Source organism: Liquorilactobacillus ghanensis DSM 18630, assembly GCF_001435235.1.
GTDB classification, from domain to species: Bacteria; Bacillota; Bacilli; order Lactobacillales; family Lactobacillaceae; genus Liquorilactobacillus; species Liquorilactobacillus ghanensis.
On record NZ_AZGB01000018.1, the window covers coordinates 81856 to 97078 of the forward strand.

Sequence of the window (15223 nt, forward strand, 5' to 3'; positions counted from 1 at the left end):
ACGTTTCACCCACTTCTTAATTTAATAATATCATAACACTTTCGCCGGAGTTAAGAAAAGCTGGCACTAACTTAACTATTAGGAAGCTTTAAATGACAAGCATCTAGAGCTAAAGAATAGGTTAAATTCTGATTGCCACGAATTGTCATTCCGAAATCAGTTGCATAAACAATTAGTCCCAACTGATGTCCAACTGGTAAATGATAAAACATCGGCTGTAATTCAGTTGTTAATGAATAGTAAGTATTCGGTTTTAGTTCATCGACTTGCCATGCATGTTGCCGATTTTGCAAATTAAGATGTCCCTTGGTAATCATCTTCCAAGGACTGGGTTGCGCTGCCAACTTGAAATCAACAGCATTTTCTTCTTGCCAATTATATCCTAATTGAATTCCCCGAACAGCTAAGACACTTGGGGCTGCTTGCAGGCGACGAGCCATACCATAATCGACCAGCATTAAACTCAACAAACCATAATTTTGATTAACAGCTGTCTTTAAGGTAACACGTGGTACTCCGCGCAAAGTAACTGCTTTAGTCAGCGGTGCACTTTTAAAAATGAGCCGATGCTTTTCCATGTCTGAACCGGCTTGCAGCAAGTCATGTTCCCAACTACTCAAATCTTTTTGATAGCGGTCAAAAACAGTAGCTGGTAATTGATCATTAAAGCTGCAGACTGTTGGTTCAACTGGCTGTGTAACCAATTTATTTGGAACAAAATTAAAACTCAATTGATTTTTATCTGACTGCCAATAATCAGTTGTATGCCATTTTTCAGGAGTTGTATTATCTTGAACCAAAATTTCCGGCAAAATTTGTTCTGCATGATTAGTTAAACCATAAAGCTCATGAGATAGCCAAAGATTCATCATATCTGTAAAATCAAGTGAACGCAGATTATTAATGTAAATGTGCTGTCCTTGATGTAAAATTAATTTTTTTTGAATTGGCAAGTTTTGTAATTTTTGCCATGTTTGGTAAACGTTACGCAGCTTAACGTTCCAGTCGTTTAATCCATGAACTAAAATAACGTCAGCCTTAATTTGCTGCATATCTTTTAAATAATTTCGTTGATCCCAAAAAAGATTGTAATTACCGCTGTTGCGATCTTGACCAGTTGTAATGGCAGCCAATTGCTCGGCTGCAACTTGCTTAACTTTCAGATAATCACCGCCTGTTTGCTTACGGCTGAAACATTCCAAAGCTAACACGTCAGCATCTTCTCCTGGAAAGCCACCTGGAGCAACTACTAAGCCATGATCCCGATAATAATCATACCAACTAGAAATAGCCGCTTCGGCTATGATCGTTTTCAAGCCAGCCACACCGGTTGTAGCCACTGCCGTTGCCAAGGTCCCCAGATATGACTTGCCAGTCATCGCAATAGCACCATTACACCACCAAGCAGTAATTGCCTGAGTAGAGTTTCGGCTGACAAAAGCTGCCCGCTGTCCAGTCAGCCATTCAATAACATTTTTAGCTCCTTTGGTTTCGGCCGCTGAACCACACGTCCGCAAGCCGTCAGAATCTTTAGTTCCAATGCCAGCTGAGTAGACCACCGCAAATCCACGAGCCAAGAAGTAATCATTTAAACGATAAGAAAATTCTCCAGTAAACATTTCTTGCGCAATTGTAGTTGTACTTGTAATTTCTCGGGAAATAGGTTCAGTGGTTGCAGCCACATTGGCAGCCGCCGCTGTTAAGTTTTCAATTCCCGGTTGTTTGGATTGGAGCGGAACATCCATTTTATGCATTAATTGCTCGGCATCTTTTTCATTAGTTCCCTGATTATAAGGACTGGCAGTGAACAAAACCGGAACTTTCAATCCCGTATCTGTTTCAGCTGGGCGAATTAAATCAACTTTTACCAAATCAAATTTACCATCTTGATCAGTATCAAGTTCAGTTTCAACGTAAACGGTCTCATAGCGCAATTTAGCAGTAGCAAATACTGGTTGCGCTTTACCGTTAAAAAACAGCGGTTGCGTAACGGGTTGCGGCCAATCAGCAAAATAGCCATCACCAGCTAATCGATCTAATAAAACCTGTCCTTGCTGATTCGAAGTATTCAAAAGGTCATACCAAGCACTGATAACACTTTGACAATTATCGATTTGGTTTTGGTAAGGCAAGTTGGTTTTTTGACAAAATGTGATTGGATCTGCCAAAGAAAAATCACTATCAACAGTAAAATCAAGCAGCTGCAAAGCAACATTGTAAAATGCAACCGAATTTACAGTTGCATGTGCTGTAAATTGTAAAAAATCTTCCGTTGCTGTCGCTGCGAGACCAGCTAACTTAACTTGTTGAATAGCCAACGTTTTAGCTTGAGGAAAGGCCTTAATAACCAGTGCCCGCCATAATTTAGTAGCATCCGTTAATTGCAACAATGATTCATTCAAAAACTTAATGCGTTTAAGTTCAGTAATTTTAGTAGCCAAATCAGGTTCTAAACGTGCAAATTGATTATTTCTCATTTCTTGCCTCCAAAACAATATTTGCTCTTATTATAGCAAAAAAATAGAGCGTCTAAGCGCTCTTCTGAATTTGATCTGTTAACTTAAAATTTGCTGAATTTTTTTAAGCTCAGCTGCTGTAAAATCGAGATGTTCAACTGCTTGCAAATTTTCATCCAAATGCTCCAAACTAGTTGTCCCAATAATTACACTGCTGACTGTTTGATTACGCAATAGCCAGGCCAATGCCATCTGTGACAAACTTTGTCCTCGCTGTTGAGCAAGTTTAGCTAGTAACTGCAGTTTAGTTGCTACTGCTGTTTTTCCTTGATCAAAAACGTGTTTGCTGGTTTGATGAATTGTAAAATCAGCTGGGATTCCGGCTAAGTAACGTTGTGACAATAAACCTTCCGCTAATGGACCATATGCTACCAAACCTGCCCCCAACTGCTGCAGTTGATCCAGTAGACCATCCTCTTCAACTGTTTGATTGAGCATATTATAAGAAACCTGATTAACTACAAAAGGCGTTTTCAAATCTCGAAACATTGCTGCAATTGTAGCTGTTTGCTGGGCGTTAAAATTAGAAATACCAATATACATCGCTTTACCTTCGCGAACAACTTGATCTAAAGCTTGGGCTGTTTCAAATAGATCAACTTGCGGATCAAACCGATGAGCGTAATAAATATCAACATAATCTGTTTGTAAGCGCTGCAAGCTGTGATCAATTGCCTGCAAAATTGATTTTCGTGCTAGTGAATATCCGTACGGGCCGGGATGCGTTCTATAGCCTGTTTTGGTAGTAATTACCAATTCGTCTCGATACGGCTTAAGTTCATGTTGCAAGACTTGACCCAAGAGAATTTCAGCTGAACCAACCTCTGGTGAGCCATAACGATCAGCGCAATCAAAACTAAAAATTCCACGATCGAAAGCGGCTAATAATAATTTTTTCCGATCATAGTATGGATTAGCACTGTCAAACTTATGCCATAATCCCAATGAAATCACTGGCAATCTCAGTCCAGTTTTTCCTACCTGACGATATGGCAATTTTTCATAACGATCATCTGCTGCAAGATACATCTCCTCGACCTCCTTCAATTACTGCTCAAACTAATAATAACATTTATTGATTAACAAGCTGTGCTTGCCGCTCACTAAAATCACAGAACAAACTTGCGTAAAACCTCAGCTACCGCTCCTTGATTATTATCAGCAGCGGTAATATAGTCAGCCGCCTGTTTAACAAATTTACGTCCATTAGCTACACTAACCCCTAAGCCTGCTTGGCGGATCATCGGTAAGTCATTACTGTTATCACCAACTGCAATAATTTCAGCTGGCTTAATGTTCAGTCGATTCCCCAAAGCAATCGCGGCTTGTCCCTTATCAGCTTCAATTGAATTAAACTCAATATAGCGGTCAGATGAAAAAGAAATATTCAACGGATAGGTGTATTGCGCTAAAACTTGTTCTTTTAAAGCTAACCGCTCAGCTTCTTGTGGCACAAAGAAAATAATTTTAATCAAATCTTGTCCCTGTAAGAAATTTAAATTTGGTTCGGTTGTTTCATGCCATTGATTCACACGGCCTGTCAAATAATTAATTTCACTTGCGGAAATATTCCAAATATAAAGCTGGTCAACCGTATAAACATGGACGCAGTATCCTTGAGCAATACCTAACTCAAATAGGCTTTCAACAACTGAAAATGGCATTACACAAGTTTGCAGAATCCGATTCTTAAAGTTCTCGACAATTGCACCACCGTTATAAGAAATTACATATTCATTTTTCCGCTGTAATAGACCAAGCGTCTGCAAATTATCCTGAACCGTCAAATAACCGCGACCAGTATTAGGCACAAAATAAATTCCTTGAGCCACTGCAGCTTTAATCGCCGCAATATTAACTGCCGGGATCAATTTTTTATCATTCAATAATGTTTCATCAAGATCACAAACTACCATCTTATACGCCATAATTTACATCGATTCCCTTCATTTAGCTCGGATACGGTTAATTATTACTGTAACGATGATCGCACCAAAAACAATTGCTGCAAAAACGCCAGCCGGAATCTCGATATCGATCAGCGGTATTGATAAGAATAGTTTTACTGCAATCAAGCCAATCAATGCATATGCCATAACTTCTAATTCTGGGACCAGCTTCATCAAACGCATAATGATTTCTGCGATCCCCCGCATACATAAAATACCAATCATCCCGCCAATTAATACAATTACTGGATTATTCGAAATTGCCAAAGACGCCAGCACCGAATCAATTGAAAAAACAATATCCATCATTTCAATTGAAATTACTACCGACCAAAAAAGTGAAATTTTTCTTTTCTTTCCTAATTTTTTACTACTATTTTTAGGTTTTTCCGGATGCAGCCGATGGTAAAAATGACTAATCGATAAGTAAAGTAGATAGCCGGCACCCAGAACCTTTATTTCCCAAAAATTAATCAGATATGTTCCAATCCCAATAATCAGTAACCGGAAAATATAAGCTCCCCACAAACCATAAAAAAGTGATTTTTCTTGTTGCTTTTTAGTCGGTAAAACTTGTGTTTGTGCGGCCAACACAATTGCATTATCAACCGACAACAAACACTCGATCAATACTAGTGATAAAATAACCATCCAATCAGATCCGGATTCAATCACCGTTTTCCAATTCTCCAAATCAAAAAATGGGCCATACAATTTCGTAATAACTTCCAATCAAGATCTCCTCTCTGATCATGCCTTGCAATTTTATTATTTATCAAGCGGCAAGGTCAATTCATTCTGCTCATTAAGCGGTGCTTGGGGTTTTTGCGGATGACGTCCCCGCAGATAGCTTTTCAGCAAACCATAAACAGCTTGCCGTTCCGCAAAAGTCAGCAAATGCCCTTCTAAAGTCAACTGGGTATTCATTGCAAAAATATCAGCTAGGTCTAACTCCTGGTAATTGCGGCCAACTAAGAAATCCATTGAAACTTCAAAAAAACTGGCTAATTTCAAAACTTCAAGATAAGATGGCGTATTAATTCCCCGCTCCCAACTGCCAATTTGTGGTCCTGTATTTTGCTTATCATTTACGGTTGTTGACAATTGATTCAATGCTTTTGCCAGCTGATTCAGTGTCAAGCCACGTCCCTTGCGCAAAGCTTTTAATCTATCTGGAAACATCAATTTACCCCTCCTTTTAAGGATACACTATTCCTACTCATTTTAGTTGTTTGATTATCAATTTATCCTAAAAAATCATTTTAGTTCAACCAGCTTGCCAATTCTTAGTAAATACAAATATTTATGCGTTACTGGCCGTTTTAAAATTTTAACCAATGCTTGAGCATAAAGATTTAACTGACCCTGATAACGTTCGATCAACTGCTTTTCTTTAACAGCATTGCCAGCTTGGATATAATCCGTCTTATAATCAAACAAATAAACATCTTTAGGTGTAACCAAAAAACCATCAATAATTCCATGCACTAAGATGTCTTCAGAAACTTTTGCCAGGTCAGGAAAAAGTTGACCTGCCGGCAACAACAAAGAAAAAGGTACTTCTCGTTTAACTTGATCCGGCTGGGCTAAAATTTTTTGTCCTAATGAACTGGCAAAGAAATTCAAAATAGCCGTTAAGTCAATCTGAGTCGCAATTTTGGCGGAGATCATCCCATTATTAGTCAGTTGAGTCACCAATTCAGCTAAGGACTCTCGCGTCGGTTGCTTTTTGAGCGGGACTTTTTGGAGCACCAAATGAACAGCTGTCCCTAATTGTGTAGGCTTGATTGCTTGATCCTGGTTCATAAACTGTGGCAAAGCCAAATCAGCCGAAACTAGCCGTCGCGCTCTTGCCGGTGGTGTAGGACGTTGTGTTGACGCCATGAAATCAAGTTCTTCTTCATCTGGATCGTTAAATAAACGCTTAATTTCTGAAACTGACTGATAGGCAGTTGTCGCCGTTAAAATCTGATTTGGGTATTGGTAACTCAATTCTTTTTTAATTACTGCCAGCTGTTGTTCTTCTTGCGGTTCCGACTGCTGGTCGGTCGTTAAAGCCTGCTTGGCAGTCACCGATGGCAAATCAGCAGCCGTCTGCCAGTTAAGTTGAAAATGTGCATTAAAAGTTTGCAGTTCCGGTAAAACTGTGGCTTGAATCTCATCATGCTGGTCGGTGAACGCCGGATGACGGAATAAACTTGCTCCGATCCAATCCATAAAACTAGCCGTCTTTTGCCGCAAACTGTCTGGCAAAAGCAATCGTTGGCTTTGTTGGGCTGCTGACCATTGTTTTACAGCATCAGTCTGATTTTTATATGAACCGGTAATAATTAATTTTTGCTGGGCGCGCGTTAAAGCCACATATAACAATCGCATCTGTTCAGCAGCTAACTTTTTTTGTGCCCGGTCTTGCAGTAATACCTTAGCTAAAGTTGCTGTTTTAAGGCGCTGTGCTGGATCGACCCACGTTAATCCAATTCCACCAGCCGAGTCCAACAGATAACTTTGCCGCAAATCCTGCTGATTAATCTGATGCGTTGCATTTAACAAAAAAACAACCGGAAATTCTAATCCTTTACTGCCATGAATCGTCATTACTTGAACTGCATTCGGAGTTGTCTGTGCCGGAGCAGCAGCTAAATCATGCTGTTGTTCTTGCATTCGTTGAATAAAGCGAATAAATTGAAATAAACCCTTAAAGCTCATTTTTTCATAAGCGCTTGCACGTTCATACAAAGCATGCAAATTAGCCTGTCGCTGTGTTCCACCAGGCATTCCCCCAACATAATCCAAGAAACCGGTTTGGTCGTAAATTTCCCAAATCAAATCAGCTAGTTCACTTCGGCGGGCTAGTGTTCGTAAATGCTGCAATAGCTTCCAAAAATAATCAATTTTACGGTAAAGCTGCTGTTCAAATTCCGTCGCTGCTTCGCTTGGCCCTTGCTGCTGAAATTTTCGAACTGCCGCGTAATAATCCCCGGTTTTATCCGTGATCCGCAAATAAGCCAGCTCATTTTCTTTCAAACCAACGATCGGTGAACGCAATACACTAACTAAGGGAATATCTTGTGCTGGATTATCAATAATCTGCAAGAAAGATAACATTATTTGGATCTCAACTGTTTGAAAATAGTTTTGTGCATCCTTAATGATTACCGGAATCCCTAACTGTTGAAACTCATCCATAATCAGTAAATTATTATTGCGAGTTGGTACCAGTAAAGCAATATCTTGCGGTTCAAGCCGGCGCAGTTTTTTAGTTTGCCGATCAAAAATTTGTTGCGAGTGCAGCAACTCCTTAATTCGCTGACCAACCATCCGCACTTCGCCTTGTGCCTTACTATCAACTGAAAAATCAGCTTGGTATGGTTCTGAACCAGAGTTTTCCGGAGCTCGACTTGAAGATTGTGCTGCTTGATCATTTGCTAAAAACAAATTAATTTCAACTTGATCTTGCGGCAATTCTGGATAATACTTTGCACCAAACTTTAATTGTGCCGTCTGATCATAAGCAATACCACCAATTTTTTGATCCATCAATTGAGAAAACAATAAATTAATAAAGTTATCAACATTAGCAGTTGAGCGGAAATTTTCTGCCAGCAGAATTCTTTGACCTGAATTTTGCGCTTGAGAAAAAGCATGGTATTTTGCCAAAAACATCGTTGGATCTGCCTGACGAAATCCATAGATCGACTGTTTAACATCACCAACCATAAACAAATTACCGGGATCCGGTTGTGTCAATTGCTGTAAAATAGCTTCCTGAAGTTGATTAGTATCTTGATATTCATCAACCATGATTTCTTGAAACTGCTGCTGCAAAGTTTCTCTGACTTGCCGTCCGGTATTTGTCGGGCTACTCAAGATCTGCAGTGCCAGATGTTCCAAATCACTGAAATCAAGTACATGCCGCCGGCGTTTTTCAGCCGTGAAAGCTTGCATAAAATCAAGCACTGTTTGCGCCAATTCACCCACTAACTGCTGCGTTTGCTGGTTGATCTGCCGTAATTGCTGTTCATCAGCTGTAAAAAAGCGCTCAATCAATTTTTCAAATTGCAATTTTAACTGCTTGCGCTGTTCCATTAATTGTTGTTTGCTATCTTTTTGTTCTGGTAAAACTTTACTGTTTTTAGGCCGTGTTAATTTAAAACCATTAAAAGCTGTCCGTAATTGATCCCATGAAGCTTTTAGAATCAAATTTTGTAAATCTTTAATTTGTTGCTGATCATTTGTCAGTGCCTGCGCCAAAGCCGTTAGTTCCTGGACTTCTGCTTGTTGTTGTAACCGGCTCACCTGTGCTTGGAGTTCTGTAAGTTGATCTTGAAGCAGCGGTTTAAGTTGGCCTTGATAAAATTGGCTCTGCACAAACGACTCTGTTTCCGGCCATTGATAATTATCACTTAATTGCTGCAGCCATTTTTCTGGATCTGGCCGCGCATTAGCAAATTCAAAGACCTTCATTACAACTGCTGTCAAGCCATCATCACTGCGATCATTGGAAAAATTTTGTGTCAGCAATTCAAATAATGGTCGCTGTTCCTGATACTTTGTCTCACGAACAGTATTCCAGACATCCTCTGCCAACAATTGCCGTTCTGTTTCATCAGTTAGTTGACGAAATACTGGGTCAAGCTGAATTACATAATAATATTGCTGTACAATTCGTAAACAAAAAGCATCGATCGTACTGATAGCAGCCGTATTAAGGTGCAGCAACTGCTGTGTCAGCCATCTTTTTCGCTGTCGATCGGTAGTTTGCTTAATTGTCTGCTGCAATGACAACTGAATTCGCTCCCGCATCTCGCTGGCAGCCGCTTTGGTAAAAGTTACCACCAACATGCGATCGATCCCAACATTTTGCTGTAAAAGATATTGAACTCTTTCAACCAGCACTCGTGTTTTCCCAGAACCCGCCGAAGCAGCCACTAAAACATTACTGCCGCGAGCATGGATTGCTGCTTGCTGCGCCGGGGTGTAATTAAGCTTTTGTGCCATTGTTTCGGCTCCTTTCCGCTTGAATCGCTGCTAAAACTTCTTCAGCCGTCATAGTTGGCAACCGATGATAGTTATTCTCCGGCAACATCGCATCAAACTGCATAATTGATTTAAATGGTGAATACTGTAGAGCTGTTCGCTGATCAGGCCATAGAGCAGGATCAATTATCAAATTACCAGCAAAAATTGCCGCTGCTGCTTTTTTGATCAGCTGTTCATTTTGCCATAATAACAAATCAAGTTGTTCGGGTGTAACCAGCTGCGGATCACTTCGGCCCGTTGCCGAATATCCACCGGTTTTCTTGCGTCTAAATGGATAAACTAGGGAAACGCCACTTTGATCTTTTGTTAAATCTGCATCCAGCAATTCTAGTAATTGCGGATCAGCTAATAATAGCCCTTCATATTTGTTTTTTTGCAACCAAACTTTTTCAAAGGAGCTTTGATTAACTGACTTCAACTCTAATTTAGGGTTTTGTAAATGCAAATAAACTGCTCCGGCTGGTTTAGCAGCACGGTCAGGAACTAATAAATCAAAGTTCTTAATTAAAGCATCCAAATAAGTCAACATTTGCAATGACATTCCAAAATATGCATCCCGATAATTAAACTTATGCAGACTCGACTTATAGTCGACGATTCCTAGATAAGTTTGGTCATTTCCTTCCAGCCAATCAATTCGATCGATTTTACCACGAACTTTGACTTGATGATCATGAGGTAAAGCAAATTGCAACGGACGCAAGCCCTCTCGACTGCCGACCTGACCAAAAAGCACTTCAGTCTTATACGGCCGTGCTTGGGAATGCTGCAATTGCTGATGGATCGTCCAGCTGACTTGGCGAATTGTTGCAGCCAGCTGGCGGCTAAGATACGCCATTCGAGCTGAACTATGCAAAATTTGAAACTGCGGTCGCAACAGTAATTGCTCGATAATTTTATCCAGATAAGTTGTTAATTCAGCCAATGATACCTGAGTAATGTCTTCTTTATGTGCTGCCAATTGCTGCTGAAGTTGATCTAAAACCGCATGAAAAAATTCACCCGTATTAGCTGGTGATAGTGCAAAAACATCCCGCTCTTTCAACTTCAAACCATACTTTAAAAAATACGCATATTGGTTAGCGTAAAATTCTTCCAATTTTGAGATCGAGGTATTAATCGTTTTGCCATACAATTGTTCAACCAGTTCTGGGCGCAATTTTTCTGGTTGGTTACGATAATTTAAACTAGCAAAAACTCGCTGCGCCAGTTCACCAATTTGCGGATCTTCTTTCAGCCATACTGCTAAGGGAGCAAAAGCGGCTGGCAGCTGCCGATCATTTTTACGGGCTAAATTCAATAAATGTGTCACAACTGCTCGTTTCGCTCCCGTAAAATGACGGTGGAACGCTGCTATTGAAATATCAGCCGCTGGTTCTTGAGCAATCTGCTGCGGTACTAAAGCAAAAACTTGCTTGATTTGTTTAACGTATGGTGAAATCGTTAGTTCTTCACCGTCAGTCCCTTGTAATGGATAGGATAGTACCAGCCGAGTTGATGGTGCCAAAAAGGCCAAATAAGCTAAATAACTCTCACCAGCCAGTTGAACATCACTCGTTTCAGCTAGATCGAGCTGATCTTCCGGCAAGCTGTTCTCCAACTGCAGTCGATCACTGTCTGATAATAAAGTTGTGCGGGAAACATGGTCTGGCATGACCGCACTGGTTGCTCCAATTACAAAAACTGTTTGACTCTGGTTTAACTGAGCCATGCCGGTTTCTGTAATTGTAACTTGATCAAGCGTTGATGGTACCTGGCTGTACTGAGCACCTGCAAAACCGCTTAACAGCAATTCTTTAAAGGCTGCCGAATCAAATGGCCGCTCTCCCAGCAATAAAACGTATTCATCAATCAGCCGAATAAAAGTATTCCACGTTTCTTCCGGCCGACTCGCTGCGGTCAAATCGCCAGCAGCCAGTGCTTGGTCACGCCAAACTAATAATTGGCGAGCTACTCCGGTATCCAATAGGAATTGACACAACAGTTGTGCTGCCTGCCGTCCCGTTTTAGCTTGGTCAAACTTTTTAAAAAAAGGTGGTAATGTATCTTTCACAAAATGGCGAATCAAATTAACTTGTTTAGTCTGTTGCTCTTCTCGCGTAGTAATGACGCGCTGCTCATCATTGGCATCATAACGATAAAAAGTCCAATCTTGTTGCTGCAGCCAATTGTTTCCAGTCATTCCAGTTTGAAGAATTAAATTTTCTGTTAAATCCAAGCAATCGCGAAATTCTGTTAGTTCCAGCGACTGGCCAGCCGCTGTTTGCGGCAACAAGAGTTCTGTTTTCAATAATCGCATCAAATCATCATAACGATAATAATTATCATGAACATCAAATAAGGCACTCAGTAATTCAACCAGTGGATGCGAACTCATTTCATGCTGCAAATCAATAAAACAAGGAATTTGATACTGCCGAAAAATCGGCTCGATAATATTGCGATACAAATCTAAGTGTCGTGTCATTACGACAAAGTCACGATAGTGAAGTTTCTCGTGTTGCACATAATACTTGATTTGACCGGCAACTTCCCGAATTTCTGCTTGCCGATCAGCAGCTTCCAGCAATTGCAAATGATCAGTATCAGGAACCTTTTTAACTGGTTTTACTGTTTCTAATCGAGATTGTTTAATCCAATTATTTTCTAATTGCTGTAGTGTTGGATCAGTAACTCGCTGCAAATCCGTTTTCGATAAATCAGCAACTTGAAAAGAAATCTGTTCTGCCCGCAAATAGCTGACTAATTGGTAATACAGTCTCTCTGAGCGATAAAAGAGATCACTTGCCGCTGGTAAATGCAACGGTTGATCAACCAATTGGTCAACTGGTACTGACTGTCCAGCGATTCCGGTAATATCCGTTACTAATGAAATCGTCACTTCCGCCGCACGTCCACAGAGTGTTTTAACTAATGCCAGTTCCTGTTGATTGAATTGCGAAAACCCGGCAATATAGAAATAACTTCTACTTAAATCTTCATGCAACAGCTGTTCTTGTAATATCGGCAATAATCCTTCATTTCCTAAAAATTGTTGACTGGCTTGCTGAACAAAATAACGATAAACAATTGCCAAATCATGCAGCTTTGCCTGCAAGCTAGCAGAAAAATCACTATCTTGTGCTAATTCAGTTAATTCTTCAGCTGAAAGTCCATTTTGCTGAAGCTCAGTCAGTTGCTGACTTAATTGGGTTATAAAACCGATTTGTGCATGCTCACCTTTGAAAATCGTCAGCTCTGCTTGATGATCCTGTAAAATAGCGGCCACCAGCATATTGATCCCAGCGCTTGAGAGTCGTGGAATTTGATATACTGGCGTATCTTTGAGAAAATACCACGCTAATCGGGTAAATGAAAAGACCTGTACCTGCTGTTCGGCAAATAATCCTGACTGGTGTTCCAACGCTCGCAATCCCTTCAAAACTTTAACTTCGGTTGCAAATTTAATATGGTTAGGAACCAAGTAAAAAAAATTATCCGCTGAATGCTGCTGTTTTTTTTGTGCTAATTGTCTGATTAAGGCCTGTTGATGATCAGCCGATGCTTTCCCCAAGATAAATTTAACGCCCACTTTTCACATCTCCTTAAATGAAATTCATAAGTTCATTTTAGCATCATTCTACTTAGATTAAAGATTTACCAGCTTAAAAAAACGGGATGTGTCCAGCTTGTTCGGCCACATCCCGTTAATGATAAAATCTCATATTCAATTAAGCTAAGGAATCCCATGGCTCCAAATCAACCCGTGGCTGATCCAACAAAGCTGTTTGTGCCGGCTGTAAATAAGCTTTTTTTACGATCACTTCATAAACATAATCATCAAACCATTGGTCGCTCATTACAAAATAACCATCATCACCAATTTTTTCACCCCAGCTGTTTTCAACCTTCCACTTACGCGGCTGATCGGCTGCTAAATCAACACCAACCAACGTCATTGCGTGAGAAACGCCAGCTTCATGGCTGCGAAGCCGGTCAGCTTTGCTTAATTGTAATTCAACTCCAAATAATTCACTCTTAGAGAAAAATTCAGGTGCTAAAATTCCTTGTTGACGGTCAAGATCCTTTAAAACATCATTGCCGAACCAAACTGTTTCACCGGCTTGCAGTTGCGCAATTGCAGCTGATTTTAAAGCTGAGATATCAGTATTTACAAATGCAATTTTTTGCCCGTTAAAAATATAATCTTGACTAGGTAAGCCATAAACTTTACCTAATTCATGATCGGGTGCATTGGTTAAGCAAACATAATCATTGAAATCCCAATCAAAATAATCAGCAAAAAAACTTTGTGGCGTTAATTGCCGTTTAGCATGATACTTTTTATCATCATCCCGATAAGCCAAGTCAAATGTCAGCGGTGGTTCACCAAAAGCATATACTAGCATCCGATAAACTTCAGCTAAATAATTCTGTTTAAGTTGTTGCAGTTCGGCAGCTGTTTTCCCAGCAGATGCTGCCTGACGCAAAAGCAAACCATCTTTGCGTAATTTCAGCATTAATGATTCACTAATCTCATCAGTTTTACTGCTGTTATAGGTTTCCGGCATTGCCGCTTGCGGTACCACTCCATATTTAGCAATTAACGCGGCCGCATTAGCCCACTGCCCGCCATCACTGTCAGGCGCTGCAAATAAATTAGCTGTCAAGCGACCAGTTAATGGTTGATCAGCTGTTGCCAATACTCGTTCATAAAATTGATTAGCTTTTTCCAAACGATCAAAAAAAGAATTATAATTTTGTGAAAGTTCAAAATCCTTAAAGTGATACTTTTTAGCAAATTGATGCCTTAAAGTGTTTAAAGTCGCAAAAAGCCAACAGCGTCCACTTTTTTTCTGATTAGTAACTTTCCCCGTTGGAATTTCTATTGAGAATACACGTTCTAACTGACGTTTAGCTGCATAGTTTTCACTAGCTGCTGTTACGCCGTTATTCTGCACTGCTCGGGCAATTGCTTGTTGCAATGGCTGAGCGGCAAACAATTTATGAAATTTTGCCAAATCTGCGGTTGAAATATCTTTTGTCATTTAGTTGCTTCCTCCTGATAAACTACAAATTTTCAGTAGTATATAGCCTAATCGGCCGCTGCATAACCGGTTGACAAGCTCGCGCATTAGGTGTTGAAAATGGTCGCGCTAATTCAGCTAGTTGTCCTTGAGCAGCTGTCAGTGGTTCAGCAGCAACCCACCATTCAACTCCACGCGTCAAAGGCGGAGTTGTTAGTGAGCCCAAATAATTATAAAAACCACTAGTCTGCTCAGCAACAATTTTCTTCAAATCAATCTCCAGTGAAAATGATTTTTTCTGACCTTCAGTTAGCGCAAATGAATGGTAAAGCGGTGCTAACGCTGGAGTATTTTCACCAGGTACAACTCCAAAAGCCACCACTGCTAAATGCCCAATCATATCTTGATGTACAAAATGCCATTCACAAGGAAATATTCGATCATTCAAGCAATGTTCAGCCGGAAAATGAAAATGCAATTGTTTAAACTCGAAAAGGCGCCCTAAAAGCTGAACTTTCCCCGAACCATTAAACTGTAAATTGTTTCCATGATGTTCAACTGATTCGAAATGATATGGCGTTATTACTTTAAACGGCTGTGTAGTAGTCTCAACGCGTTGCACAGCCGCCGAGTTAATTTTGATCGGTGACTGCCATGGATCAAGCTGAGCCGGCCATTTCCCCTGTTGTTGATAATCTAGCATCACATCACC

General features: G+C 40.2%; 9 protein-coding genes. All 9 read right to left on the minus strand.

The window, feature by feature from the left end; all coding sequences use genetic code 11:
- Window positions 1-71: 71 nt before the first annotated feature.
- Window positions 72-2477: a Xaa-Pro dipeptidyl-peptidase gene (locus FC89_RS07875; protein ID WP_057872011.1), complete on the minus strand. Its 2406-nt coding sequence runs from the start codon at window positions 2475-2477 to the stop codon at window positions 72-74.
- Between the two features lie 78 nt (window positions 2478-2555).
- Complete coding sequence (locus FC89_RS07880) at window positions 2556-3545, minus strand: aldo/keto reductase (RefSeq protein ID WP_057872012.1); 990 nt, start codon at window positions 3543-3545, stop codon at window positions 2556-2558.
- 80 nt (window positions 3546-3625) lie between these two features.
- Complete coding sequence (locus FC89_RS07885) at window positions 3626-4444, minus strand: Cof-type HAD-IIB family hydrolase (protein ID WP_057872013.1); 819 nt, start codon at window positions 4442-4444, stop codon at window positions 3626-3628.
- Window positions 4445-4462: 18 nt separating this feature from the next.
- Entirely contained in the window at window positions 4463-5197 is a 735-nt protein-coding gene (locus FC89_RS07890) for a TerC family protein (RefSeq protein ID WP_057872014.1), read from the minus strand.
- A gap of 36 nt (window positions 5198-5233) precedes the next feature.
- On the minus strand, window positions 5234-5647 hold the full coding sequence (locus tag FC89_RS07895) for a helix-turn-helix domain-containing protein (protein WP_057872015.1): 414 nt from the start codon (window positions 5645-5647) through the stop codon (window positions 5234-5236).
- A 75-nt stretch (window positions 5648-5722) separates the two neighbouring features.
- Complete coding sequence (gene addA / locus FC89_RS07900) at window positions 5723-9463, minus strand: helicase-exonuclease AddAB subunit AddA (protein WP_057872016.1); 3741 nt, start codon at window positions 9461-9463, stop codon at window positions 5723-5725.
- A complete protein-coding gene (locus tag FC89_RS07905; RefSeq protein ID WP_057872017.1) occupies window positions 9447-13076 on the minus strand; it encodes a PD-(D/E)XK nuclease family protein in 3630 nt (1209 codons plus the stop codon). The genes addA and FC89_RS07905 overlap by 17 nt, the downstream gene beginning before the upstream one ends.
- Before the next feature lie 139 nt (window positions 13077-13215).
- Window positions 13216-14532 carry a C1 family peptidase gene (locus FC89_RS07910; protein WP_057872018.1) on the minus strand — a complete coding sequence of 439 codons (1317 nt, stop codon included), beginning with the start codon at window positions 14530-14532 and terminating at the stop codon, window positions 13216-13218.
- Window positions 14533-14554: 22 nt separating this feature from the next.
- Window positions 14555-15214 carry a carbonic anhydrase family protein gene (locus FC89_RS07915; RefSeq protein WP_057872019.1) on the minus strand — a complete coding sequence of 220 codons (660 nt, stop codon included), beginning with the start codon at window positions 15212-15214 and terminating at the stop codon, window positions 14555-14557.
- Window positions 15215-15223: the final 9 nt, after the last annotated feature.